Origin of the sequence: Streptomyces sp. NBC_00310 (assembly GCF_036208085.1) — a bacterium.
In the GTDB taxonomy this organism is placed as follows: domain Bacteria; phylum Actinomycetota; class Actinomycetes; order Streptomycetales; family Streptomycetaceae; genus Streptomyces.
The window spans coordinates 9,266,208-9,291,247 of record NZ_CP130714.1 but is presented as its reverse complement, the minus strand read 5'-3'; the positions used below and the strand labels follow the sequence as shown (position 1 = coordinate 9,291,247).

Sequence of the window (25,040 nt, the reverse complement as noted above, 5' to 3'; positions counted from 1 at the left end):
CGGAGGACGATGACGGTGCCGCCCGTGCCGAGCACGGGCGGCACCGTCGCGTTCTCCTACCGGTCGCCGGCCATCGCCACCGGTGCCGGGGCGTACCCGGCGGGCCGGGTGGTGAACGTGCCCCGGCCCTGGGTGCGGCTGCGCAGCCGGGTCGCGTACCCGAACAACTCCGCCAGGGGCACGGTCGCGGTGATCACCACCGAGCCCGCCCGGGGCGCGGAGTCCGAGACCCGGCCCCGGCGCGCCGCGAGATCGCCGAGCACCCCGCCCACGGCGTCCGCGGGCACGGTGACGGTGACAACGGCGACGGGCTCCAGGAGCCCCATCACCCCGGTGCGCAGTGCCTCCCGGAGCGCGAGCCGCCCGGCCGTACGGAACGCCATCTCCGAGGAGTCCTTGGAGTGGGTCGCCCCGTCGGTCAGGGTGACGCCCAGCCCGGTCACCGGGTGACCGCCGAGGGGCCCCTCGGCGAGGGCGTCACGGCAGCCGGCCTCGACCGCGCGGACGTACTCCTGCGGTACCCGGCCGCCGACGACGGTCGAGCGGAAGACGAAGCCCGTGGGGGCGCCGCCGTCACCGTCGCCGTCCGCCTCCAGGGGTGCCACGTCGAGGACGACATGGGCGAACTGCCCTGCCCCGCCGTCCTGTTTGACGTGCCGGAAGACCAGACCGGACACCCCGCGGACGACCGTCTCGCGATAGGCCACACGAGGCCGGCCGACGGCGACTTCGAGCCCGTGGCTCTGCCGGATCTTCTCCACCGCCACCTCCAGATGCAGTTCGCCCATGCCGGACAGCAGCGTCTGACCGGTCTCGGGGTCGGTCCGCACGACCAGCGAGGGGTCCTCCTCGGCCAGCCGCGCCAGGGCCGTGGCGAGCCGGTCGGTGTCGGTGCTCCTGCGTGCCTCGACGGCCACCGACACCACCGGGTCGGCGACGGACGGGGGTTCGAGGAGCAGCGGCGCCGCCGGCGCGCACAGGGTGGTCCCCGCGCGGGCGGACTTCAGCCCGACCACCGCGACGATGTCCCCGGCCACCGCCCGGTCCAGTTCGGCGTGCCGGTCGGCCCGGACCCGCAGGATCCGGCCGATCCGCTCGGTGCGCCGTGTGCCCGCGTCCAGCACGGTGTCCCCCTTCCGGATCGTTCCCGAGTACAGCCTCAGGTAGGTCAGCCGTCCCGTGGCCGTGGCGCTCACCTTGAACGCCAGGGCCGCGAACGGCACGTGCGCGTCGGCGGCCCGCTCCTGCTCCGTACCGTCGTGCGTACCGCGTACGGGCGGCACGTCCGACGGCGACGGCAGATACGCCACCACCGCGTCGAGCAGCGGTTCGATGCCGCGGTTGCGGTAGGCCGAGCCGCACAGCACGACCACGCCCTCACCGGTGCGGGTGAGGTCGCGCAGCGCGGAGGCCAGCGTCCGCGCGGAGAGCGTGGACCGCGCGCAGAACTCCTCCAGCGCCGTCGGATGCAGTTCCGCCACCGCCTCCTCCAGCCGCCGTCGACGTCGCTCCGCCTCCTCGCGCAGGGCGTCCGGCACCGGCCCCTCCTCGGCCGTGTCGCCGCCGTCCGCCCAGACCAGGGCCCGCATGCGCAGCAGATCGACGACGCCGGTGAAGCCGTCCTCCGTACCGATCGGCACCTGCACCACCAGCGGCGCCGGATGGAGCCGTCGCCGGATCGACTCGACGGCCGTGTCGAGGTCGGCGCCCGCCCGGTCCAGCTTGTTGACGAAGGCGATGCGCGGTACGCCGTGCCGGTCGGCCTGCCGCCACACCGACTCGCTCTGCGGCTCGACGCCCGCGACCGCGTCGAACACCGCGATCGCGCCGTCGAGCACCCTCAGCGACCGTTCCACCTCGTCGGCGAAGTCGACGTGGCCCGGTGTGTCGATCAGGTTGATGCGATGGCCGTCCCAGGCGCAGCTCACCGCCGCCGCGAAGATCGTGATGCCGCGATCGCGCTCCTGCGGGTCGAAGTCGGTGACGGTCGTGCCGTCGTGGACCTCGCCCCGCTTGTGCGTGGTCCCGGTGGCGTACAGGAACCGCTCGGTGACGGTGGTCTTGCCGGCGTCGACGTGGGCGAGGATGCCCAGGTTGCGGACGGCGGTCAGGGGGTTGCCGCGGTTGTCGCGGTTGTCGCGGTTGTTGCGGTTGTTGCGGTTGTTGCGGTTGTTGCGGTTGTCGACGTTGCTGCGCATGGCCCGTGGCCTTTCAGCTGAGCTGTTTCGGGACAGCGCGATTTCCGTGCGGGACGCGGACGGCGAGGCAGGGGCGCGGCACGGCCGGAGCTGTCGCTCCACCGCGGGCACCCGGGTGCGAAGTCAGACGTGCGTCACGGAGATCCGGTACCGGCCGCGCAGCGGGCACCGGACGGACGAGGACACGAGGATCACGTCGTACAGGGAACGGGGAACGACGACAGCGGTGCGGTCACACACGGCCGGGCTCCCCTCGATCGGTCTGCGTCCACTCGTCACGACGCGCGCGCCGCGGTGTCGTGCGGCGCGCGATGTGGGGCGATTCTAGGGAAGCGGACGCGGGTGGGGCACCGCGTTTTTTCAGCGGGCCGATCCACGGCACCCGACAAGCGTGCCTCGGCACCGCCGACCGCGGCGGCGCTTCGGCGCTTCGGCGCTTCGGTGGTGCGGTGGTGCGGTGGTGCGGTGGTGCGGTGGTGCGGTGGTGCGGTGGTGCGGTGGTGCGGTGGTGCGGTGGTGCGGTGCTATCAGTGCTTCCGGGAGCGGCTGTGGGGATGCGGGATGTGGTGCGGTTCGTGGAGATACCAATAGCGGCCGACGAGGGCGCCGCCGAAGACGACGAAGCCGACCCCGATGAGCCAGGACGTCACGATCAGGACGGTGCCGACCGCACCGTACGAGGCCGCGTTGCTCACGATGAGAGGGGAGAAGACCAGGTAGGAGAACACGCGCAGGCCGCCGAGGCCCATGATCGTGGCGATGGCGCCCGGCAGGAGGGCATGCCAGGAGATCCGGCCGCCGAGCAGGAAGCGCTGTCCCCACCAGAAGAAGAGCACGCCGAGCAGCGCGGACAGCACGCCCCGGGCCGATGAGCGCAGGAGTCCCGATCCCAGGAGGGCGCCGCTCTGCGCTTCGGCGAAGAGGTAGGCCGTCATCGCGACGAGCCACACCGCGCGTCGCCAAACCGTGTGCCAGCGCCCGGCCGACAGGTCCCAGACCTTCTCGTAACCGGTCTGGACACTGCCCGCGAACGTCACGCCGAAGAGCACGAGCAGCACCATGCTCAGGACGTTGATCGTGCTCAGGACCTTGCGGGGTGCGGAGAAGAGGTCTTGCACGGCGTCGGCGGGGCGCCCGGACAGGCCCATGCCGTCCACGATCCACAGGGCGAAGCCGCGTTCCTGGACGGGGGCGGCCGCCGCGACCACGATCAGCAGCGGGGCGAACGTCACCAGGCCCAGCGCCGCGAAGCCCATGGCCCTGTGCATCAGCTCCACTTCCTTGCCGCGCCGCCATACGCGGGTGCCCCTGGTGTGGAGGAAGTGGCGCAGTCTCGTCGAACGGTGCCCCCGGCCGCGGAGGTGGCTCCTGTTCCCGGGCCTGCCCGGCCGGCCGCCACCCGGGGGACTCGGAGTGGGTTCTCTCGGCCCCTTGGGTTCCCTGGGTTCCACCACGGGCTCTACAGGTCCGACGGTCCGACCAGGCGGAAAGGCCGGACAGGACTGCCGCTCCCCTCCTGGCCGAGAGGGCAGCGGCACATCCGCCGCAGTGGTGGCACCACCCCATGGAGCATGCGTGGTCACCTCGTCCTGTTTCCCCTGCACCGGCACGGGGGCTCGTCCCCGCACCGGGCCCGCCCGCACGTCACGAGTGGTTGCTTCCAGCGTGCCCCGCCGACTCCAGATGTGCGACCGGCTCGGCGGCCCCACCGCACGTACCGCTGAAGTGGCCGACGGGCGAGAGAGTGAGGTCCGTCCGCGCCGCCCCTGACCCCCTGACCCGTACGAACCACCTCGTGGGACGATTCCGCCTGACATCCGCAACCGTGGCGCAAAATGGCGCGTCTTCGACCCTGTTGGCCGTGCCTGAGGCTCTATGAATCGAACAAAAGGGGGAACCTGCGGTGAATCGAACCCGGAGATGGACGAGACGGGGAACGCGGTTGATCGCCACCCTCGTAGTGGCGTCGGCCGCGATGGGATGCCAAGACACGGGGACCGGCGGGGAGGCTTCGGCATCGAAGCCTCCGAAGCCTCCCGCCTCCTCGAAGAAACCCGACAGCGACGCGGTCAAGGACGAGGGAAAAGAATCGGCCAAGGCATCGCCGGACACGTCGAAGAAGCCGGGCAGCAGTGGCTCAGCAAGTGCGCTGACCTGCGATCAGCTGCGGAACGCCGAGCTGCAGAACTCCTCCATGCGGCTGCCCGACGCCCCCGAGGGGACCACCGTCGCCTTCACGGACGGACGGTGGGAAGGCGACGGTGTGGTGATCGAGCTGCAGCCGCAGTGCGGCATCGGTGACATGACAGGCGACGCGGCGGCGGATGCCGTGGGCGCCATCAAGGTCACCACAGGGGGCACGGGCAAGTTCTACGGCCTTGTCACATGGCGCAACGACGCCGGGACCCCGGTACCGGCCGCCGCTGTCTCGCTCGGCGACCGTACGCCGGTGGTTTCGATCGACGTCTCCGCGGCGCCCGTGAGGCAGGCGACGGTCGTCTACCTCACCCGCGGCGACTCCGAGCCGACGGCCGTGGTGACGCTCAGGCGAACCGCCGTCTACCAGGTGACGGAACCCGCCATGGTCGAACTCCACCACAGCGACGCCCCGTACACGCCGTGAGCCAGGGCCGGGGCACAGCCCCATCCCCATGGAGAACATGAAAAAAAGGATGGTGCCGACCGAGAACCGGTCGGCACCATCCATGCGCCTACTAGATGTGGGACGATCTCGTGAACGTCCCTAGATGTGTCCGAGGGGGGACTTGAACCCCCACGCCCGATAAAGGGCACTAGCACCTCAAGCTAGCGCGTCTGCCATTCCGCCACCCGGACTAGGTGTCTGTCGCCTGGACGGGGGTGTTCCCCGCGGCGACATGGACAACAATACCAAGGTTTCGGGGTGCCTTTCACCTGCGTTTCCGGGCTCCGGACGGCGCCGTGCGGGCCTCTGACGAGCAGGTCCGCACGGCTTCACCCGGGGTGAGCGGACGGTCACGAACCGGCCACGTCAGGCGGCGGACGGCATGAGGTGGTAGTCGGGGAAGTTGCCCGGCAGCCGCTCCCCCGCCGGGCCGCGCGTGACGGCCCTGACGAGGAGCTCACCGCCGACGAAGGCGCCCCGCCAGGACGCGCCGAAGCCGCCGAAGAGCTCGTCGCGGTCGCCGCGGGAGCGGGGTGTGCCGTGGCCGACCTTGAACGCCCGGATCTGGGGTGCCAGCCGCTCGTACGTCGCGTGGTCGTCGGTGGAGAGAGTGGCGACGAGCGCGCCGTTCGAGGCGTTCATGGCAGCGAGCAGTTCGGCCTCGGTGTCGACCAGGACGATCGTGTCGACCGGGCCGAAGGGTTCCGCGTGGTGGAGCGGGGAGGACGGGGGCGGGTCCAGCAGGGTGACGGGCTGGACGTACGCGCCGGTGTCCTGGCCGGGCAGGAAGCGCGCGTCGCCGAGCCGGCCCCGGTGCAGCGGTACGGCGCCCCGGTCGACGGCCTCGGCGACCTGGTCGGTCAGCTCCTTGGCCTTGGCCGCGTTGATGACGGGCCCGAAGTCCAGCTTCGGGTGCGGGTCGTCGGGGTGCTCCACGGCCAGCGGGTGGCCGACCCTGAGGGTGCGGACCGCCGGAAGGTACGCGGCCAGGAACTCGTCGAACAGTGCGCGCTGGACGACGAAGCGCGGGTACGCCGTGCAGCGCTGTTTGCCGTAGTCGAAGAGCTTGGGAATGACGGCGGTGAGGGTGTCCCAGTCGGTGTGGTTCCAGATGCCCCAGGTGTTCAGGCCCTCCTGTTCCAGTACGTGGCGTTTGCCGAGGTCGGCGACGGCGGTGGCCACGGCGGCGCCGGTGTCGCGGCCGCCGACGAAGGAGACGCAGCCGATCTCGGGGGCGCGGACCAGCGCCTTGGACAGTTCGCCTCCGCTGCCGCTGACGAGGGTGACCGGGAGGCCCTCGCGGGCGGCGAGCGCGCCGGCCAGGGTGAGGCAGGCGACGCCGCCGTCGGTCGGGGTCTTGGCGATGACCGCGTTGCCCGCCAGTGTCTGGACCAGCATCGCGTGCACGAGCACGCTCATCGGGTAGTTCCAGCTGGCGATGTTGGAGACCGGGCCGTCGAGCGGGACGCGCCCCTCGACCATGGGCTCGATGCCGTCGACGTACCAGCGGACGCCGTCGATGGCCCGGTCCACGTCGGCCTGCGCGAGCCGCCAGGGTTTGCCGATCTCCCAGACCAGGAGCAGAGCGAGCAGTTCGCGGTGCTGGGTGAGGGCGTCGAGCGTGGCGGCGACCCGGGCGCGGCGTTCGGCGAGGGGGACGTGGCGCCAGGCCCGGTGCTGGTCGAGGGAGGCGCGCACCGCCTGATGCGCGGTGGCGCCGTCCAGTCGGGGCGGGCCCGCGACGGGGCTGCCGTCGACGGGGCTGGTGGCCGGCAGAGCCCGGCCGTCGGCCTGCCAGGAGCGGTTCCAGAGGTTGAGGACCCGGTCGTCCCGGAAGGCCTCGGGGGCGACGGCGAGACACCGCTGCCAGGCGTCGGTCCAGGCCGTGCCGGATTTGAGGGTGAGGGTGGGCGTGGCTGTGGGTGGTGCCATGGGTTTCTCCGCTCTCGGTGCACAGTCGGGGGCGGGGGACACAACAGCGGGGAGTGAGGTCAGGCCTCGTCCTCCAGGGCGGCGAGCACGAGCCGGGCCGTCTCGGTGGGGGTGCCGCCGACCCTCACCCCGACCGCTTCCAGCGCCTCCTTCTTGGCCTGGGCCGTGCCGGAGGAGCCGGAGACGATCGCGCCCGCGTGCCCCATCGTCTTGCCCTCGGGGGCGGTGAATCCGGCGATGTAGCCGACGACGGGCTTGGTGACGTGGTCGCGGACGTACGCGGCGGCCCGTTCCTCGGCGTCGCCGCCGATCTCGCCGATGAGGACGATCAGTTCGGTGTCCGGGTCGTCCTGGAAGGCGGCCAGGCAGTCGATGTGGGTGGTGCCGACGACGGGGTCGCCGCCGATGCCGACGCAGGTGGAGAACCCGATGTCACGGAGCTCGTACATGAGTTGGTAGGTGAGGGTGCCGGACTTGGAGACGAGGCCGATGCGTCCGGGCTTGGTGATGTCGGCGGGGATGATGCCCGCGTTGGACTGGCCGGGGGTGATCAGGCCGGGGCAGTTGGGGCCGATGATCCGGGTGCCCCTGGACCGGGCGTACGCCGTGAAGGCGACGGAGTCGTGGACGGGGATGCCCTCGGTGATGACCACGGCGAGGCCGATGCCGGCGTCGGCGGCCTCGACGACGGCCGCCTTGGCGAAGGCGGGCGGGACGAAGACGACGGTGACGTCGGCGCCGGTGACCTCGATGCCCTCGTGGACCGAGCCGAAGACGGGAACGGCACGGTCATCGAAGTCGACGGTCCGGCCGGCCTTGCGGGGGTTGACGCCGCCGACGACGTTCGTGCCGGCCGCGAGCATGCGGCGGGTGTGCTTCATGCCCTCGCCGCCGGTCATGCCCTGGACGAGGACCTTGCTCTCCTTGGTGAGGTAGATGGCCATGTCCGGGCTCCTCAGTTCGCGTGGGCGAGGTCGGCGGCGCGGCGCGCGGCGCCGTCCATGGTGGTGGCCTGGTGGACGAGGGGGTGGTCGCGGGCGTCGAGGATCGCCCGGCCGCGTGCGGCGTTGTTGCCGTCGAGGCGGACGACCAGCGGTTTGGTCAACTGGACGCTGTCCAGGGCCCGCACGATGCCGTCCGCCACCGCGTCACAGGCGGTGATCCCGCCGAAGACGTTGACGAGGACGGACTTCACGGCCGGGTCGGAGAGGATGACGGAGAGGCCGTCGGCCATGATCTGGGCGGAGGCACCGCCGCCGATGTCGAGGAAGTCGGCGGGGCGGGCGCCGCAGCCCGCGACCACGTCGAGGGTGGACATGACGAGTCCGGCGCCGTTGCCGATGACGCCGACCTCGCCGTCCAGCTTCACGTAGTTGAGGCCCTTCGCGGCGGCGGCCGCCTCCAGCGGGTCGTCGTGCGCGAGGCCCTCGTCACCCCAACGGCTCTGCCGGAAGCTCGCGTTGTCGTCGAGGGTGACCTTGCCGTCGAGGGCGAGGATCTGCCCCTGTTCGGTTCGCACGAGGGGGTTCACCTCGACGAGGAGCGCGTCCTCACGGGTCAGTACCTCCCAGAGCCGCATGAGAACGTCGACGGTCTGCGGGGGCAGGCCCGCCGCTTCGGCGATCTCGGCCGCCTTCGCCGAGGTGACGCCCTCGGCGGGGTCGACGGGGATCCGGGCCACCGCCTCCGGCCTGGTCGCCGCCACCTCCTCGATCTCCATGCCGCCCTCGGCCGAGGCGATCGCGAGGAAGCGGCCGGCCGCGCGGTCGAGGACGTACGAGACGTAGAACTCCCTCTCGATCGCGACCGGTTCGGCGACCATCACCTTGCGGACGGTGTGGCCCTTGATGTCCATGCCGAGGATCTGCCGTGCCGTCAGTTCGGTGGCGGCGGGGTCGGCTGCGAGCTTCACCCCGCCCGCCTTGCCGCGTCCGCCGGTCTTCACCTGGGCCTTGACGACGACGCGTCCGCCCAGCCCGCGGGCGATCTCGCGGGCCTCCTTGGGCGAGTCGGTGACCTCGGCCCGTGGCACCGCGATGCCGTGTTCCTCGAAGAGTTCCCTTGCCTGGTGCTCGAAAAGGTCCATTCCGGCTCCTGACTCAAAAGTGCCGCACGCCCCCTGGACACCACCCACCGGATGCGGGATAACAAGCTTCATACAGTATTCGTCGACTGTATGCAATCAACCGTGAGAGCGCTCCAACCCGTACGAAGACGCCACGAAGAGCCCACGAAGACCCCACGAAAACCCCTACGAAGGGACAGGACTTCGCCATGCCCGACGGCAACAGCCAGGACCTCATTTCCGGTGGTCACCTCGTCGCGAAGGCACTCAAAGCGGAGGGTGTGGAGGTCATCTACACCTTGTGCGGCGGCCACATCATCGACATCTACGACGGCTGCGTCGACGAGGGCATCGAGGTCGTCGACGTCCGCCACGAGCAGGTCGCCGCCCACGCCGCCGACGGCTACGCCCGCATCACCGGCAAGCCCGGCTGCGCGGTCGTCACCGCCGGCCCCGGTACGACCGACGCCGTGACCGGTGTCGCCAACGCCTTCCGCGCGGAGTCCCCGATGCTGCTGATCGGCGGCCAGGGCGCGCACACCCAGCACAAGATGGGGTCCCTGCAGGACCTGCCGCACGTCGACATGATGACCCCGATCACCAAGTTCGCGGCGACCGTACCGGACACCGCCCGCGCCGCCGACATGGTGTCGATGGCGTTCCGCGAGTGCTACCACGGCGCCCCCGGCCCCTCGTTCCTGGAGATCCCGCGTGACGTCCTGGACGCCAAGGTGCCGGTGGAGAAGGCGCGGGTACCGAAGGCCGGGGCCTACCGGGCCTCGACCCGCTCGGCCGGCGACCCCGAGGCCATCGAGAAGCTCGCCGACCTGCTGGTGCACGCCGAGAAGCCCGCGATCCTGCTGGGCAGCCAGGTGTGGACGACGCGAGGAACCGAGTCCGCGATCGATCTGGTGCGCACGCTGAACATCCCGGCGTACATGAACGGCGCGGGGCGCGGCACCCTGCCGCCCGGAGACCCGCACCACTTCCAGCTCTCCCGCCGGTACGCCTTCTCCCACGCCGACGTCATCGTCATCGTCGGTACGCCCTTCGACTTCCGCATGGGCTACGGCAAGCGGCTGTCGCCGGACGCGACCGTCGTGCAGATCGACCTCGACTACCGGACCGTCGGCAAGAACCGCGACATCGACCTCGGGATCGTCGGCGACGCGGGCCTCGTTCTGAAGTCGGTGACCGAGGCAGCCTCCGGACGCATCAACGGGGGCGCGTCGAGGCGCAAGGAGTGGCTCGACGAGCTGCGCGCCGCCGAGCAGACCGCCATCGAGAAGCGGCTGCCCAGCCTGAGGTCCGACGCCTCGCCGATCCACCCGTACCGGCTGGTCAGCGAGATCAACGACTTCCTCACCGAGAACTCCATCTACATCGGCGACGGCGGCGACATCGTCACCTTCTCCGGTCAGGTCGTGCAGCCCAAGTCACCCGGGCACTGGATGGACCCGGGCCCCCTCGGCACGCTCGGCGTCGGCGTCCCCTTCGTACTCGCCGCCAAGAAGGCGCGGCCCGACAAGGAGGTGGTGGCCCTCTTCGGCGACGGCGCCTTCTCCCTCACCGGCTGGGACTTCGAGACCCTCGTCCGCTACGACCTCCCCTTCGTCGGCATCGTCGGCAACAACTCCTCGATGAACCAGATCCGTTACGGCCAGGCCGCCAAGTACGGCCTGGAGCGCGAGCGCGTCGGCAACACCCTCGGCGACGTCCACTACGACAAGTTCGCCCAGATGCTGGGCGGTTACGGCGAGGAGGTCCGCGACCCCGCCGACATCGGCCCGGCACTCCGGCGCGCCCGTGAGTCGGGCAAGCCGTCGCTGATCAACGTCTGGGTCGACCCGGACGCGTACGCCCCCGGAACCATGAACCAGACGATGTACAAGTGAGGTGCCCCCGATGACCCCTACCGCAGGAACGTCGACCAAGGCTCTCGAAGGCATCCGCGTCCTCGACATGACGCACGTCCAGTCCGGCCCGTCCGCCACCCAGCTGCTCGCCTGGCTCGGCGCGGACGTGGTGAAGCTGGAGGCGCCGAGCGGCGACATCACGCGCAAGCAGCTGCGTGACCTCCCGGACGTCGACTCCCTCTACTTCACGATGCTCAACTGCAACAAACGGAGCATCACCCTCAACACCAAGACCGAGCGCGGCAAGGAGATCCTCACCGAGCTGATCCGGCGCTCCGACGTCATGGTCGAGAACTTCGGACCCGGCGCGGTCGACCGCATGGGCTTCACCTGGGACCGCATCCAGGAGATCAATCCGCGGATCGTCTATGCCTCCATCAAGGGGTTCGGCGACGGCCCGTACACCAACTTCAAGGCGTACGAGGTCGTCGCGCAGGCCATGGGCGGGTCGATGGCGACCACCGGCTTCGAGGACGGGCCGCCGCTGGCGACGGGGGCCCAGATCGGGGACTCGGGCACGGGCATCCACGCCGTGGCGGGGATTCTCGCGGCGCTGTACCAGCGGGAGAACACCGGGCGCGGTCAGCGGGTCAATGTGGCCATGCAGCACGCGGTCCTCAACCTCTGCCGGGTGAAGCTGAGGGACCAGCAGCGGCTGACACATGGCCCGCTCCGTGAATATCCCAACGACGACTTCGGCGACGAGGTTCCCAGGTCCGGGAACGCGTCCGGCGGCGGCCAGCCCGGCTGGGCGGTCAAGTGCGCGCCGGGCGGCCCGAACGACTACGTGTACGTCATCGTGCAGCCCGTCGGCTGGCAGCCGATGAGCGAACTCATCGGCCGGCCGGAACTGGCGGACGACCCCGAGTGGGCGACACCGGAGGCCCGGCTCCCCAAGCTCAACAAGATGTTCCAGCTCATCGAGGAGTGGTCGTCCACGCTCCCCAAGTGGGAGGTGCTGGAGCGGCTCAACGCCCACAACATCCCGTGCGGGCCGATCCTCTCCACCAAGGAGATCATCGAGGACGAGTCCCTGGTCTTCAACGAGATGGTCGTCACCGTGCCGCACCCCGAGCGCGGCGACTTCGTGACCGTCGGCAGCCCGCTGAAGCTGTCCGACTCCCCCGTGGACGTGACCACTTCACCCCTGCTCGGCGAGCACAACGAAGAGGTCTACGTCGGCGAGCTCGGCCTCGGCGACGAGGAACTGCGCCTGCTCAAGTCGAACGGAGTGATCTGATTGATGGCCGAAGACCGGGTGCTGAGGGTGCGTGGACTCCTCGACGCCGTACGGGCCGAGGGGCGCAGCGCGCTGACCGCTCCCGAGGGCAAGGTGGTCGCCGACGCGTACGGGATCGCCGTACCCGGCGAGGAGCTGGCGCGGGACGTCGAGGAGGCGGTGTCGTTCGCGGCGCGCTTCGGCGGGCCGGTGGTGATGAAGATCGTCTCGCCGGACATCCTGCACAAGACCGACGCGGGCGGTGTGATCGTCGGGGTGGAGGGCGCGGCGGACGTGAGGGCCGCGTTCCACCGGATCGTCGACAACGCGCGCGCGTACGCGCCCGCCGCCCGTATCGAGGGCGTCCAGGTGCAGGAGCTGCTGCCGAAGGGGCAGGAGGTCATCGTCGGCGCGGTGACGGACCCGACGTTCGGGAAGGTCGTCGCGTTCGGGCTCGGCGGGGTGCTGGTGGAGGTCCTCAAGGACGTGACGTTCCGGCTCGCGCCGGTCGACCCGGACGAGGCGCTCTCCATGCTGGATGCGATCCGCGCGGCGGAGATCCTGCGCGGGGTGCGCGGGGCACCCGCCGTGGACCGGTGGGCGATCGCCGAGCAGATCCGCCGGGTCTCCGAACTCGTCGCGGACTTCCCGGAGATCGCCGAGGTGGACCTCAACCCGGTGATCGCCACTCCCGAGGGCGCGGTCGCGGCGGACATCCGGGTGATCCTCGCGGAGTCGGTGCCGAAGCCCCGGCGCAGGTACACGCGCGAGGAGATCCTCACATCGATGCGCCGGCTGATGCAGCCCTCGTCGGTGGCCGTGATCGGGGCCTCCAACGAGCAGGGCAAGATCGGCAACTCGGTGATGCGCAACCTCGTCGACGGCGGTTTCGCCGGGGAGATCCATCCGGTGAACCCCAAGGCCGATGACATTCTGGGCCGCAAGGCGTACAAGAGTGTCACGGACGTTCCCGGTGAGGTGGATGTGGCGGTCTTCGCGATCCCCGCCAAGTTCGTTGCCGCGGCGCTGGAGGAGGTGGGGCGCAAGGGCATCGCCAACGCCGTACTGATCCCGTCGGGTTTCGCGGAGACCGGCGAGCACGGACTCCAGGACGAGATCGTGGCGATCGCCGAGCGGCACGGCGTCCGGCTGCTCGGGCCGAACATCTACGGCTACTACTCGACGTGGCAGGACCTGTGTGCCACGTTCTGCACGCCGTACGACGTCAAGGGCGGGGTGGCGCTGACCTCACAGTCCGGTGGCATCGGGATGGCCATCCTGGGCTTCGCGCGGACCACGAAGACGGGTGTGTCGGCGATCGTCGGGCTCGGCAACAAATCGGACCTGGACGAGGACGATCTGCTGACCTGGTTCGGCGAGGACCCGCACACCGAGTGCATCGCGATGCACCTGGAGGACCTGAAGGACGGTCGGGCCTTCGTGGAGGCCGCGCGGGCGACCGTCCCGAAGAAACCGGTGGTGGTCCTGAAGGCGGGCCGTACGGCGGCCGGGGCGAAGGCGGCGGGCTCGCACACGGGCGCGCTGGCGGGCGACGACGCCGTGTACGAGGACATCCTGAAGCAGGCCGGTGTCATCAGGGCGCCGGGGCTGAACGAGATGCTGGAGTACGCGCGCGCGTTGCCGGTGCTGCCGGCTCCCCGGGGCGACAACATCGTGATCATCACCGGCGCGGGCGGCAGCGGTGTGCTGCTGTCGGACGCGGTGACCGACAACGGGCTGACGCTGATGGAGATCCCGCCGGACCTGGACGCCTCATTCCGGACGTTCATCCCGCCGTTCGGGGCCGCCGGCAACCCGGTCGACATCACCGGGGGCGAGCCGCCGTCGACGTACGAGGCGACGATCCGGCTGGGCCTGGAGGACCCGCGCATCCACGCGCTCGTCCTCGGCTACTGGCACACCATCGTCACCCCGCCGATGGTGTTCGCCGAGCTCACCGCGCGCGTGGTGGCCGAGTTCCGCGAGCGGGGCATCGAGAAGCCGGTCGTCGCGTCGCTCGCGGGCGACGTCGAGGTGGAGGAGGCCTGCCAGTACCTCTTCGAGCGGGGGGTCGTGGCGTACCCGTACACGACCGAGAAGCCGGTGGCCGTGCTCGGCGCGAAGTATCGCTGGGCGCGAGCCGCGGGGTTGCTGTGATGGGCGCGCTCGCTGTGGTCCGGCCGGGGGTCCGGGGGTTGTCCCCCGGGCGTGACGCAGCTCGCTGGGCGCGAGCCGCGGGGTTGCTGTGATGGGCGCGCTCGCTGTGGTCCGGCCGGGGGTCCGGGGGTTGTCCCCCGGGCGTGACGCAGCTCGCTCGGCGCGAGCCGCGGGGTTGCTGTGACGGGCGCGGGCGGCGCGGCTGTGGGGGGGCGATCGATGAGCTGAGCGACGGCTCGAACCACGGGGCCCGCGGCGACCGCTCACCGCGGGCCCCGGCGCAAAGAAGCACGGACAGGGGGCGCTGGCCAGACTTCTTCCACGCGGAGGGTTCGATCGACATGGCAACAACTGACATCTCCACATCCGTCCCCTACCGGGAGGTGACGGACGCAGGCGGCCGGATGTACCGGATCGGCGAGTCCGACCTGGACATCATGGGGCGCACACGCAAGTGGATGGTCATCCTGCCGTGGGTGGGCATGATGGGCATCAGCTCGGCGGAGTACGCGTTCGCGTCCGCCGAGGAGACCCTGCACACCGCGCACAGCTGGAGCAACCAGCACATCTTCTGGATGCTGGGCGTGTGGGTGTTCTTCCAGGCCGCGGTGGCCTTCCCGGCCGGGAAGCTCCGCGAGAGCGGCAAGCTGCCCGCCCGCTGGGCGATGATGCTGGGCGCCGTCGGCACCCTGCTCGGCTATCTGTCCCTCGCGTTCGCACCGCACGTCGTCGTCGCGTACGTCGGGTTCGGCATGTTCAGCGGTATGGGCGCCGGCATGGTCTACGCGACCTGCGTGAACATGGTCGGCAAGTGGTATCCGGAGCGCAAGGGCGGCAAGACCGGCTTCGTCAACGGCGGCTTCGCCTACGGTTCGGTGCCCTTCGTGTTCATCTTCACCGGGTTCATGGACCTGACAAACTTCCGCTGGGTGCTCGTCTGCGTGGGCGTGTTCCTCGCGGCGGTGGTCGCCGTGGCCGGTCACTTCTTCCAGGACCCGCCGAAGAACTGGTGGCCGGCCGAGGTCGACCCACTGCGCAAGCCGGACGACCCGCGCGCGCGGCGCGCGCTGGAGAAGAACCCGCCGGCCGTGAAGCAGTACACACCGGCCGAGGCCTGGCGGACCGGCCGGGTCGCGCTGATGTGGTTCTGCCTGCTGTGCACCTCGGGTGTGAACATCTTCGGTATCGCCTTCCAGGTGCCGTTCGGCAACGAGGCCGGCTTCGCGGGCGGGATCGTGGCCACCGCCATGTCCCTGAAGGCGATCGTCAACGGCACCGGACGCGGCGTCATCGGCTGGCTCTCCGACCGCTACGGCCGCAAGCAGTGCCTGATCTTCGTCTGTATCGTGCTGGGCCTGTCGCAGTACGGCATCCTCTGGTCCGGCAACATCAACAACCTGCCGCTGTTCCTGGTGTTCTCCAGCATCTCCGGGTTCGGCGGCGGTGCCATCTTCCCGATGTTCGCGGCGATGACCGCGGACTACTTCGGCGAGAACAACAACGCCTCCAACTACGGTCTCGTCTACAGCTCCAAGCTGGTGTCGGGCCTGCTCGGCTCCGGCATGGGCGCCGTGGTCGTGGGCGCCTGGGACTACGCGGGCGCCTTCGTGCTCGCGGGCTCCATCTCGCTGTTCGCCGGGTGCGTGGCCGTCTTCCTGCACCCGCCGGGGCGGCCCCGTGCCCGGCACATCGCTCCCAACCCCCGTCCGCTCGGTGACGAAGTGGCCTGACGCCCGCGCGTACGGCAGCAGGCGGCCGCCCCGTGGTCTCGCACCACGGGGCGGCCGCCTGCTGCCGTCGGTTCCCCGGCCTCGGTCAGCACTTCTCCCGCAGCGAGTGCAGGTGCTCGCTGGAGCGGCGGGCGAAGGTGAAGGACTCGGCGGGGTTGTCGTGCTCGGCCTGCCAGTGGTGGGCGAGGCGGTGGCCCCTCAGCCGGGTGACGGCCGAGATGAACTTCTGGTAGTCGATGTCGCCGTCGCCGACGTCCGTCATGCGGTAGCCGAACGGGTTCGACGGGTCGCTCTCGCCGTCCTTGACGTGGAAGAGCGGGTAGCGGTTCGGGCGGCGGAGGACGTAGTCGAGGGGCTCGAAGGGCGCGGAGGTGCCGTCGGGCCGCTTCGAGAAGCGGAACTGGGCCACGTACGCCCAGAAGATGTCCATCTCCAGGAAGACGAGGTCGGGGTCGGTCTCGCGGAGCAGGACGTCGTAGAGGCGGACCTTGGGGTTGTCGGTGGCGAAGGAGAACTCCTCGGAGTGGTTGTGCTGGTAGAACTTCATGCCCCGCGCCCTGGCCGCCGCGCCGTAGGTGTTGAACTCGTGGGCGGCCCGCTTCATCGCGTCCACGGTCATGCCGTAGCGGAAGGGTCCGGCGGCGGTGCCGATGTGCTTCAGGCCGAGGGCCTGGGCGTCGTCCAGGACCTTGGTGAGGTTCTGGGCGAAGGTGTACGCGTTCGGGTCGCTGGAGTAGTAGCCGACGTGGCTGCCGATCGGGGTCAGGCCGTGATCGCGGGCCAGCCGCTTCAGCTGGGCGAGCGTGATGGGGCCCGCCGAGCCCTGGGTGTAGCCGGCGAACTCGACCTCGTCGTAGCCGTACTTCTCCAACTCGGCGAAGACCGGGGCGAAGCCGAGCGTGGAGACCTTGTCGCGGAGGCTGTAGAGCTGGATGCCGAGGCGGCCGGGCGGGAGGACGGGGCGGCCCCGGCCCTTGCCCGCGGCGGCGGCTTCGGTGCCCGCGGCGGCCTGGGCCGGGGCGGCCGCGCCCAGCAGGGCGGCGACGGTGGCGCCGGCGACGACGCCGAGCATGCCTCGTCTGCTCAGGCGGTGGGCGAGTTCGGGATCCGTCTTGTCGGTGCGGCTCATGCCTGGAACTCCTCTGTGTGGGCGGGCGTTGTCAGTGGCGAGTGCTTCACTTGTGACCAGTCAGGACGTGTGGGTGCTTGTCACCGGTCAGGAGAGACCGGCCAGTCGCAGCAGGAGTGCTTTCACATCGGTGGCCGCCACGCGGTCGCCGACGGCTCGGGGGGTGGAGCAGATGATGAGCGGACCGTCGTCGTCGCTCGTGGGAAGGCGGCCGTGGCTGCCGCGAATAGGCGAGGGATCCAGCGGCACGACCGCCATGCGGTAGCGCAGACCGAGTTTCTTGCGGGCCAGTGCCGTGGCCGCCTTGAGCTTCACATACGGGTCGAGCGGGTCCATGAACAGCTCGACCGGGTCGTAGCCGGGTTTGCGATGGATCTCGACGGTGCGCGCGAAGTCGGGCGCGCGGTCGTCGTCGAGCCAGTAGTAGTAGGTGAACCAGGCGTCCGGCTCCGCGACGGCGACGAACTCGCCGGAGCGCGGATGGTCGAGGTGATGGGCCTTCTTTCCCTCGTCGTCCAGGAGTCGGTCGATGCCGGGCAGTTCGGCGAGGGCTTCCCTGGTGGCTTCCAGGTCCTCGGGGCGGCGCACATAGACATGGGCGATCTGGTGATCGGCGACCGCGAAGGCCCGTGAGGCCATCGGGTCGAGATACTCCATGCCGTCCTGCGTGTGCACGTCGAGGAGGCCGGCGCGGCGCAGGGCGCGGTTGATGTCGACGGGGCGGTCCACGCGGGTGATGCCGTACTCGGAGAGGGCGACGACGGTGCGGCCCTCCGCGCGGGCGTCGTCGAGCAGGGGCGCCACGGCCCGGTCGAGGTCGGCGGCCGCCTTCAGGGAGCGCGGGTCGTCGGGGCCGAAGCGCTGCAGGTCGTAGTCGAGGTGAGGGAGGTAGCAGAGGGCCAGGTCGGGGTGGCGGGTGCGGATGATGTGGCGGGTCGCGTCGATGATCCAGCGGCTGGAGACCAGGTCGGCGCCCGGCCCCCAGAAGTGGAACAGGGGGAACGTGCCGAGTTCCGCGGTGAGTTCGTCGTGCAGGGCCGGGGGCCGGGTGTAGCAGTCGGGTTCCTTGCGGCCGTCGGAGTAGTAGATCGGACGGGGGGTGACGGTGAGGTCGGTGTCGGCGCCCATGGCGTACCACCAGCAGATGTTGGCGACCGTGTAGCCGGGGTGGGCGCGGCGGGCGGCGTCCCACAGTTTGTCGCCGGCGACGAGGCCGTTGTGCTGGCGCCACAGCAGGACGTCGCCGAGTTCGCGGAAGTACCAGCCGTTGCCGACGATGCCGTGCTCGGCGGGGAGCGTGCCGGTCAGGAAGGTGGACTGGGCGGCGCAGGTGACGGCGGGCAGGACGGTGCCGAGCGGGGCACGGGAGCCGGACTGGCCGAGGGCCTTGAGGCGGGGCATGTGGTCGAGGAGACGAGGGGTGAGGCCGACGACGTCCAGGACGAGGAGAGGGGTGGGACCGGCTTCGGGTCGCGGCGGCGTCACGGCAGCTCCTTGGGGTTCATGGCAGCTCCTTGAGGCCGAGGTCCGTCAACAGGTCGCGGGCGAGGGCGAGTTCGGCGGCGATGCCGTCGGCGAGCTGGGCGCGCGTGCTGGGGCGCAGCTCGGCCGGCAGGGCCTGCCAGGTGTAGGTCTCGACCTCCAGATGGCGGGTGAGGGGCTGGGCGCCGCCGACCAGGTGGGTGAGGGCGGCCTTGAGTACCGGGAGCGTGGAGGTGAGGGGTGCGGCGGGGGCCGCGTGGAGCGGGACGTGGAAGTGGGCGCGCCAGGGAGAGGCGTCGGGCAGGGCGTCGCCCGTGAGGGCCTCGCCGAGGTCGTCCGTGCCGCGCAGGCCGGCGGCGGTGGAGGTGCGGGTCTGGTGCAGGAAGCGGGGCTCGTCGAAGGCGGCGAGGGCTTCGCGGACCTCGGGGAGGTGGGGGTGTTCGGCGTGCAGGGCGGCCGAGAGCTGGGATTTGACGACGGGGACGCGGGCTCGGGTGAGCGCGTCCAGGGCGGTGTGCGGGTCTTCGAAGGAGGTGGCGAGGTGGCAGGTGTCCACGCAGATGCCGATGCGGTCGTGGCCGATGTCGGTCAGGGGGCCGATGGCGTCGGCGGTGGTCTCGACCGTGCAGCCGGGTTCGGGTTCCAGGCCGACGCGGATGGAGCGGCCGGTCAGCTCGGCCACGGCGTCGAGGCGTTCGGCGAGGGTGCGCAGGGCCGTGCGGGACCGGGCGGCGCGAGTGTCGTCGTAGGCGGTGCGCCAGGCCAGGGGCAGGGTCGAGATGGTGCCCTCGGTGACGTCGTCGGGGAGGAGCCCGGCGAGGACGCGGGCGAGGGAGGTGGTGTGGTCGAGTCGTTCGGGGTCGGCCCAGTCGGGCCGGTAGACGCGGTACTTGACCTCCTCGGCGCCGAAGCCCTGATAGGGGAAGCCGTTGAGGGTGACGACCTCGAGGCCGCGCCGGTCGAGTTCGGTGCGCAGGCCGCGCAGGGCGGACGGGTCGGTCACCAGGGCCGCGGCGGCGTCCTTGGCCAGCCACAGGCCGATGCCGAGGCGGTCGCGGCCGAGGCGACGGCGTACGGGCTCGCAGTGGTCGCGCAGTTGGGCGAGGACACCGTCGAGGGTCTCGGCCGGGTGCACGTTGGTGCAGTAGGCGAGGTGGACGGTGGAGCCGTCGGGGTGGCGGAAGCGCATCGGTCACTCCCCGCCGCGCAGGATGCTGTTGCCCTCGTGCGTGGTGTCCGTCGCGGTGACGTCGAGGGCGAGGCGGCCGCTCAGTCCGTAGAAGGCGACCGGGTTGCGCCACAGCACCAGGTCGACGTCGTCCTCGTCGAACCCGGCGTCGAGCAGGGCGTCGCCGACCTTGCGGGTCTTGAGGGGGTCGCTTCTTCCCCAGTCGGCGGCGGAGTTGACCAGCACCTTCTCCGGGCCGAACTCCTGGAGGACGGCGACCATGCGCTCCTCGTCCATCTTGGTGTCCGGGTAGACGGAGAAGCCGAGCCAGGCGCCGCTGGCCTTGGCCTCCTTGACGGTGGTCTCGTTGAGGTGGTCGAGCAGCACCCGCTCGACGGGCAGGGCGGAGGCCCGCACGGCATCGAGCGTGCGGCGCAGACCGGTGAGCTTGTCCCGGTGCGGGGTGTGGACGAGGGCCGGCAGGCCGTGGTCGGCGGCCAGGTGCAGCTGGTGTTCGAGCGCGTGGTCCTCGGCCGGTGTCATGGAGTCGTAGCCGATCTCGCCGACGGCCACGACCCGGTCCTTCAGCAGGTAGCGGGGCAGTTGGTCCAGCACGGGCGTGCACCGCGGGTCGTTCGCCTCCTTGGGGTTCAGGGCGAGGGCGCAGTGGTGGGCGATGCCGTACTGGGCGGCGCGGAAGGGCTCCCAGCCCAGCAGGGAGTCGAAGTAGTCGAGGTAGGAGGCGGAGGAGGTGCGGGGCTGGCCCAGCCAGAAGGCCGGCTCGACGACCGCGCGGACGCCCGCCTCGTGCATCGCCTCGTAGTCGTCGGTGGTGCGTGACGTCATGTGGATGTGGGGGTCGAAGATGCGCATCAGGACTCCTTGCCGTCGGTGCCGATCTCGTCGGCCGGTGGGAGCGCGGTCAGGGCCAGGACGCGGTACAGGTCCTCGGGTACGGGACGGCCCGCGGCGGTGCGTTCCTCGGCGAAGTCGCCGAGCATGCGGGCGAGTTCGAGGTCGCCGTGGGCGCGGCGGGTCAGCTCGGTGATCTCGTCGACGCGCACTCCGGTGAACAGGCACTTGAGCACGGCGTGCCGCCACTGGTGCGGGGCCAGGTGGCGGGCCGCGTACGCGCCGAGGGCGGCGGCGACGAGACGGGTGTCGTTGGTGCGCAGGGCGTCCTCGACGAGGTGCAGCGCGTCGGGGCCCGGCACGAGGTGGGGCAGCGCGTGCAGGACCGCGCGGCGTTCGTCGGCGGTGCCCTGGCGGTAGACCCGGGTGAGCGCGTCGGTGTCGGCGCGGGCCGCGTGCAGGATCAGCACGCGGACGGCGTCGGCGTGGTCGGTACCGCAGCGCCGGGCCGCCTCGGCGAGGCGCAGCTCCCAGACGGAGATGGGCCCGTGGGTGCCCGGCTGGTCGGCGGCCTCGTCCAGCGCTCGGCGCAGCCAGTCGCGGGCGGCGACCGCGAGGTGGGCGTTCAGGTGGCCGCGCAGGTCGGCGGGCGTGGCGAGGGCCGGGTGGGCTGTGTGGGCCGTCGGGTCGGCCGGGGTGCGGTGGTGAATCACGAGGTGCTCCCGGGAGAGGCCGTTCGGCCGGTCGCTCGGTGCAGGAAGGAGAGGGACTGTTCGGCGAAGTGGGGGCCTGCGTGCGAGTGGCGGGGCAGTTCGACGACGGTCAGGGCGCCGTAGCCCACGGCGGCCAGGGCTTCCAGGACGGGTGGGAAGTCGATCTCGCCGTCGCCGAGGGGGAGGTGCTCGTGGACGCCGCGGCGCATGTCCTCGATCTGGACATGGCGGAGCCAGGGCGCGGCCGCGCGGACGCAGTCGGCGGGAGGGACGGGTTCGAGGCACTGGCAGTGGCCGATGTCGAGGGTGAGGCCGAGGGCGGCGGGGCTGTCGAGGGCCTCGCGGAGGCGGTGGAAGTCGGCGAGCGTGGCGAGGAGGTGACCGGGCTCGGGTTCGATCGCGAGGGGGACGCCGGCGGTGGTGGCGGCGTCGAGGACGGGGGTGAGTGCGTCGGGGAGGCGTTTCCAGGCGGTGTCCTCGTCCGTGGCGGGCGGGGTGACCCCGCTGAAGCAGTGCACCGCGTGGGCACCGAGGTCCGCGGCGATCCGCACCGCGCGGATCAGCAGGTCGGCCCTGCGGGCACGGTCGTCGGGGTCGGGGTCCAGCAGCGTGGGGCCGTGTTTGCGGCGGGGGTCGAGGACGTAGCGGGCGCCGGTCTCCACGGTGACGGTCAGGCCGAGATCGTCCAGCCGTCGGGCGAGCCGCCGGGTGCGGGCGGCGAGGTCGGAGGCGAGGGGGTCGAGGTGCATGTGGTCGAGCGTCAGACCGACACCGTCGTAGCCGAGGTCGGCGAGGAGACCAAGGGCGTCGTCGAGACGCAGGTCGGCGAGGCCGTTGGTGCCGTAGCCGAAGGAGAGGGGGGTGTTCCGGCGGCGGGTCATCGAACCTCCTCGCACACCCCTGGCTCACGCCCCGACTCACGCTCCGGCCCCGGCTCGGGCTCACGGTCCAACCCCGGCTCACGCCCCCGCTCCGGCTCACGCCCCGACCCCAACCCCGGCTCGGGCTCACGGTCCAACCCCGGCTCACGCCCCCGCTCCGGCTCACGCCCCGACCCCGACCCCGGCTCGGGCTCCCGCCCCAGCCCCAGCCCCGATTCGCGCCCCAGTCCCAGTCCCAGCCCCGGCTCGCGCCCAAATTGCGGAACGGGCCGTGTCCGGGGGCGCAGTCGCTCCGCGAACGCCGCCAGCGCCGCGTGCTGATCCCCCAGGGCCGCCGGGCCCTGTCCCATCGGGTCCTTGAAGTAGAAGCCCAGCTCGGGCAAGGGTCCGGAGAGGCCCGCTTCGTGGGCGCGGGCCAGGAGGCGGGCGAGGTCCAGGACCAGCGGAGCGGCGAGCGCGGAGTCGCAGCCCTGCCACGTCGTCTGGAGCACCATCCGCGTGCCGAGGAAGCCGTCGAAGGCGATGTGGTCCCAGGCCGTCTTCCAGTCGCCGAGGGCGGGGACGTCGTCGATGTGGGTCTCGCCCTCGGGTGTCGCGCCCAGGCTGTCGGTCAGGACGCGTGCCTTGCCGGCGTTCTTGGCAGCGGCGGCGGCCGGGTCGGCGAGGGCGGCACCGTCACCACCGCCGAGGAGGTTGGTGCCGGACCAGGCCCGGACTGCCAGGGCCCGTTGGGCGAACATCGGGCCGAGGACCGACCGGAGCAGGGTCTGCCCGGTCTTGCCGTCGCGACCCGCGTACGGGAGGCCGGAGTAGGTGGCGGTGGAGGCGAGTGAGGGGTGGTGGAGGCCGGTCGAGGGGGTGAAGTTCACGTAGGGGCAGCCGGCGCGTAGGGCGGCCGCCGCGTACAAGGAGCTGGGGGGCATGGCGGTGCCGGTGCCGGTGCCGGTGGGAGTGCCGGTGCCGGTGCCGGTGGGAGTGCCGGTGGGAGTGGGTTCCGTGGAGGCCACGTTCACCACCACCGCTCGGGTCAGGTTCCGGCGTCGTACGAAGTCCTGGATGTCGGCGGCGTAGGAGGAGATCAGCTCGTCGGGGCCCCTCGTGTCGCCCGGGAGGGGGCCGCCGGGCCTGATCTCCCGGTCGGCGGCGGCCAGTTCGGAGCTGATCGCCGCGGGGAGGTCATGGGGCAGGACGCCGCCTGCGGCGAGGGCTTCGGCGCGCTTGGGCAGGGGGCAGTCCGTGGTGTCGTGGCCGCCGAAGACGAGGGAGGAGAGCGGGGGGAGGCCGGTGTCGGTGAAGAGAGGGGTCTCGGTGACCATGCCCGTCGGGGTGTGCAGGCCCGCCGCGACGGCCGCGCAGCCCGCGACGACGGTGGTCGCGACGGAACCGCGTGCTCCGATCAGCCAGACGCCGACGCTCGGTGGGGAAACGGACACGGACGCGGGCATGGGCAGCCTCCTTGTCGAGCGGGTGATGCGGAAAGCCGGGACCCCTCCGAGGGGAAGGGGGAAGACGGCGGGCGGAGGTCCGGCGTCCCCCGCCCGCCGCCGTTCAGTCGCCCGGAGTCCGGGCCGCCGCCGCAGCCGATGCGGCGGCGGCCCGCGCGGGCAGTTCCTTGATCCGGATGTCGCGGAAGGACACCTGGTCGTCGGCCCCGTGGTTCTGGATGCCGAAGTGACCGTCGCGCAGGCTCCGTGCCGGATCGGTGTTGGTGAAGTCGTTGATCTTCACGCCGTTGAGCCAGACGCGGAGGCGCTCGCCCTCCACGCGGATCTCGTACGTGTTCCACTCCCCCGGCGGGTTCAGGGCGCGGTCGCGCTTCCTGATGTCGGCGGACCGGAAGCCGTAGACGGACCCGGTGGTCCTCTCGGGTACGTCCGTGGCGTCGATCTGGACCTCGTAGCCGTTGTTCACGGCCGACCAGGGGTCGTCCGAGGGCGGGAAGCCCACGAACACACCGGAGTTGTCGTCGCCCGAGGCGCCGGACATCCTCCAGTCGAGCTTCAGGGAGTAGGCCCCGAAGCTCCGGTCCGCGTACCAGAGCATGCCCATCCCGCCGGACGACGTGATCGTGCCGTCGTCGTCCAGGGTGAAGGAGCCCGGGCCCGCCTGCCGCCAGCCGTCCAGCGAGGCCCGCGTGCCGTCGAACAACGGCCGGTAGCCGTTCTCCGGCCGGCAGTCGGCCCGGGCCTCGCCGATCGCCCACCGGATGCCGCCCAACAGGTGCTGCCGGAAGGCGGGTTCGGCGAAGGACTCCTTGGTGTGGCCGCCGCCGGTGTAGAAGGCGCGGCCGCCCTGGTAGTCCTGGCACCAGGCGATCGGATGGTCGCCGTTCATGGTGCCGCCGCTGTACGACGACTCGTCGAGCGAGGCGAGGACATGGGCCCGCTCACGGGGGTTGGAGCGGTAGTTGTACCACTCGTCCGTGCGGTTCCAGGTCGCGCCCAGACCGGCGGTGGCCGGGTGGGCGTGGTCCTCGACGTCGACCGTCGCGGGCTGGATCGCGGGGTGCCCCTGGAAGTACGCGCCCGCGAGTCCGCCGTAGAAGGCCCAGTCGTACTCGGTGTCGGCGGCCGCGTGGACGCCGACATAGGCGCCCCCGCGTTTGATGTACCGCTCGAACGCGCCCTGTTGGGCCGGGTCGAGGACGTCACCGGTCGTCGACAGGAACACCACGGCGTCGTAGCGCCCGAGGTTGCGGGCGGTGAAGGCGCCGGCGTCCTCCGTGGCGTCGACCGCGAAGCCGTGGGCGGCGCCCAGTTCCCGTACGGCCGCGACGCCCTCGGGGATCGAATCGTGCCGGAACCCGGCGGTCTTGGAGAACACGAGCACCCGGCGCTCGTCCCCGTGGCCCCCGGAGCCGCCCGCCTCATCGGACACGGCCGGTCCCGACACGCATCCGATCAGCAGGGCGGCGCCACCCAGCGCGGCCCACACACGTCCGTTCGTCGGCATGA

Annotated in this window: 18 protein-coding genes and 1 tRNA gene; 5 read left to right on the top strand and 14 right to left on the bottom strand. The window is 71.3% G+C overall.

All coding sequences use genetic code 11. The annotated features are described in order from the left end of the window. Window positions 1-56: 56 nt before the first annotated feature. A complete protein-coding gene (fusA, locus tag OG202_RS40550) occupies window positions 57-2,198 on the bottom strand; it encodes an elongation factor G (RefSeq protein ID WP_328224376.1) in 2,142 nt (713 codons plus the stop codon). Window positions 2,199-2,725: 527 nt separating this feature from the next. Next, window positions 2,726-3,466, bottom strand: coding sequence for a ribonuclease BN (locus OG202_RS40545; protein WP_405895714.1), 741 nt, complete (start codon window positions 3,464-3,466; stop codon window positions 2,726-2,728). A gap of 707 nt (window positions 3,467-4,173) precedes the next feature. On the opposite strand from OG202_RS40545, the gene OG202_RS40540 reads away from it, so the two are divergent. Then, window positions 4,174-4,821, top strand: a complete 648-nt coding sequence (locus tag OG202_RS40540) for a hypothetical protein (protein ID WP_327726898.1) — start codon at window positions 4,174-4,176, stop codon at window positions 4,819-4,821. Window positions 4,822-4,948: 127 nt separating this feature from the next. Here OG202_RS40540 and OG202_RS40535 read toward each other — a convergent pair. From OG202_RS40535 to sucC, 4 genes are all read right to left on the bottom strand, one after another. Beyond that, window positions 4,949-5,033 (bottom strand) — tRNA-Leu (locus OG202_RS40535). A gap of 175 nt (window positions 5,034-5,208) precedes the next feature. Continuing rightward, window positions 5,209-6,774, bottom strand: a complete 1,566-nt coding sequence (locus tag OG202_RS40530; RefSeq protein WP_327726899.1) for an aldehyde dehydrogenase family protein — start codon at window positions 6,772-6,774, stop codon at window positions 5,209-5,211. A 59-nt stretch (window positions 6,775-6,833) separates the two neighbouring features. Then, window positions 6,834-7,718 (bottom strand): succinate--CoA ligase subunit alpha, encoded by an 885-nt coding sequence (sucD, locus tag OG202_RS40525; RefSeq protein ID WP_327726900.1) that lies wholly within the window; start codon window positions 7,716-7,718, stop codon window positions 6,834-6,836. Window positions 7,719-7,729: 11 nt separating this feature from the next. Beyond that, entirely contained in the window at window positions 7,730-8,860 is a 1,131-nt protein-coding gene (gene sucC / locus OG202_RS40520) for an ADP-forming succinate--CoA ligase subunit beta (protein ID WP_327726901.1), read from the bottom strand. 188 nt (window positions 8,861-9,048) lie between these two features. Between sucC and OG202_RS40515 the strand changes: the two genes are divergently transcribed. From OG202_RS40515 to OG202_RS40500, 4 genes are all read left to right on the top strand, one after another. Next, the gene (locus tag OG202_RS40515) at window positions 9,049-10,734 is read left to right on the top strand and encodes a thiamine pyrophosphate-binding protein (protein ID WP_328224375.1); all 1,686 of its coding nucleotides are present in this window, start codon (window positions 9,049-9,051) and stop codon (window positions 10,732-10,734) included. 10 nt (window positions 10,735-10,744) lie between these two features. Further along, complete coding sequence (gene frc, locus OG202_RS40510) at window positions 10,745-11,995, top strand: formyl-CoA transferase (protein WP_328224374.1); 1,251 nt, start codon at window positions 10,745-10,747, stop codon at window positions 11,993-11,995. Window positions 11,996-11,998: 3 nt separating this feature from the next. Then, on the top strand, window positions 11,999-14,131 hold the full coding sequence (locus OG202_RS40505) for an acetate--CoA ligase family protein (protein ID WP_328224373.1): 2,133 nt from the start codon (window positions 11,999-12,001) through the stop codon (window positions 14,129-14,131). Between the two features lie 341 nt (window positions 14,132-14,472). Further along, complete coding sequence (locus OG202_RS40500; protein ID WP_328224372.1) at window positions 14,473-15,861, top strand: OFA family MFS transporter; 1,389 nt, start codon at window positions 14,473-14,475, stop codon at window positions 15,859-15,861. 85 nt (window positions 15,862-15,946) lie between these two features. Here the strand turns inward: OG202_RS40500 and OG202_RS40495 are convergent, their stop codons facing one another. The 8 genes from OG202_RS40495 to OG202_RS40460 form a co-directional block, all read right to left on the bottom strand. Then, window positions 15,947-16,990, bottom strand: coding sequence for a sugar phosphate isomerase/epimerase family protein (locus tag OG202_RS40495; RefSeq protein WP_328224371.1), 1,044 nt, complete (start codon window positions 16,988-16,990; stop codon window positions 15,947-15,949). A gap of 87 nt (window positions 16,991-17,077) precedes the next feature. After that, complete coding sequence (locus tag OG202_RS40490; RefSeq protein WP_328224370.1) at window positions 17,078-18,475, bottom strand: nucleotide pyrophosphatase/phosphodiesterase family protein; 1,398 nt, start codon at window positions 18,473-18,475, stop codon at window positions 17,078-17,080. Window positions 18,476-18,491: 16 nt separating this feature from the next. After that, on the bottom strand, window positions 18,492-19,661 hold the full coding sequence (eboE, locus tag OG202_RS40485) for a metabolite traffic protein EboE (protein WP_327726907.1): 1,170 nt from the start codon (window positions 19,659-19,661) through the stop codon (window positions 18,492-18,494). A 3-nt stretch (window positions 19,662-19,664) separates the two neighbouring features. Continuing rightward, complete coding sequence (locus OG202_RS40480; RefSeq protein WP_328224369.1) at window positions 19,665-20,513, bottom strand: TatD family hydrolase; 849 nt, start codon at window positions 20,511-20,513, stop codon at window positions 19,665-19,667. Further along, window positions 20,513-21,205 (bottom strand): EboA domain-containing protein, encoded by a 693-nt coding sequence (locus OG202_RS40475; RefSeq protein WP_328224368.1) that lies wholly within the window; start codon window positions 21,203-21,205, stop codon window positions 20,513-20,515. Before OG202_RS40475 ends, OG202_RS40480 begins: the two co-directional genes overlap by 1 nt. Continuing rightward, the gene (locus OG202_RS40470; protein ID WP_327726911.1) at window positions 21,202-22,086 is read right to left on the bottom strand and encodes a sugar phosphate isomerase/epimerase family protein; all 885 of its coding nucleotides are present in this window, start codon (window positions 22,084-22,086) and stop codon (window positions 21,202-21,204) included. The genes OG202_RS40475 and OG202_RS40470 overlap by 4 nt, the downstream gene beginning before the upstream one ends. Further along, window positions 22,083-23,531, bottom strand: coding sequence for an inositol-3-phosphate synthase (locus tag OG202_RS40465; RefSeq protein WP_328224367.1), 1,449 nt, complete (start codon window positions 23,529-23,531; stop codon window positions 22,083-22,085). Before OG202_RS40465 ends, OG202_RS40470 begins: the two co-directional genes overlap by 4 nt. Window positions 23,532-23,634: 103 nt before the next feature. Continuing rightward, window positions 23,635-25,038 carry a ThuA domain-containing protein gene (locus OG202_RS40460; RefSeq protein WP_327726913.1) on the bottom strand — a complete coding sequence of 468 codons (1,404 nt, stop codon included), beginning with the start codon at window positions 25,036-25,038 and terminating at the stop codon, window positions 23,635-23,637. Window positions 25,039-25,040: the final 2 nt, after the last annotated feature.

Coding starts and splice junctions, on each gene's coding strand:
- eboE (WP_327726907.1), bottom strand. CDS start 19,661: ATGCGCTTCCGCCACCCCGACGGCTCCACCGTCCACCTCGCCTACTGC.
- sucD (WP_327726900.1), bottom strand. CDS start 7,718: ATGGCCATCTACCTCACCAAGGAGAGCAAGGTCCTCGTCCAGGGCATG.
- sucC (WP_327726901.1), bottom strand. CDS start 8,860: ATGGACCTTTTCGAGCACCAGGCAAGGGAACTCTTCGAGGAACACGGC.
- OG202_RS40470 (WP_327726911.1), bottom strand. CDS start 22,086: ATGACCCGCCGCCGGAACACCCCCCTCTCCTTCGGCTACGGCACCAAC.
- OG202_RS40495 (WP_328224371.1), bottom strand. CDS start 16,990: ATGAGCCGCACCGACAAGACGGATCCCGAACTCGCCCACCGCCTGAGC.
- frc (WP_328224374.1), top strand. CDS start 10,745: ATGACCCCTACCGCAGGAACGTCGACCAAGGCTCTCGAAGGCATCCGC.
- OG202_RS40505 (WP_328224373.1), top strand. CDS start 11,999: ATGGCCGAAGACCGGGTGCTGAGGGTGCGTGGACTCCTCGACGCCGTA.
- fusA (WP_328224376.1), bottom strand. CDS start 2,198: ATGCGCAGCAACGTCGACAACCGCAACAACCGCAACAACCGCAACAAC.
- OG202_RS40515 (WP_328224375.1), top strand. CDS start 9,049: ATGCCCGACGGCAACAGCCAGGACCTCATTTCCGGTGGTCACCTCGTC.
- OG202_RS40480 (WP_328224369.1), bottom strand. CDS start 20,513: ATGCGCATCTTCGACCCCCACATCCACATGACGTCACGCACCACCGAC.
- OG202_RS40460 (WP_327726913.1), bottom strand. CDS start 25,038: ATGCCGACGAACGGACGTGTGTGGGCCGCGCTGGGTGGCGCCGCCCTG.
- OG202_RS40500 (WP_328224372.1), top strand. CDS start 14,473: ATGGCAACAACTGACATCTCCACATCCGTCCCCTACCGGGAGGTGACG.
- OG202_RS40545 (WP_405895714.1), bottom strand. CDS start 3,466: ATGCACAGGGCCATGGGCTTCGCGGCGCTGGGCCTGGTGACGTTCGCC.
- OG202_RS40530 (WP_327726899.1), bottom strand. CDS start 6,774: ATGGCACCACCCACAGCCACGCCCACCCTCACCCTCAAATCCGGCACG.
- OG202_RS40540 (WP_327726898.1), top strand. CDS start 4,174: ATGGGATGCCAAGACACGGGGACCGGCGGGGAGGCTTCGGCATCGAAG.
- OG202_RS40465 (WP_328224367.1), bottom strand. CDS start 23,531: ATGCCCGCGTCCGTGTCCGTTTCCCCACCGAGCGTCGGCGTCTGGCTG.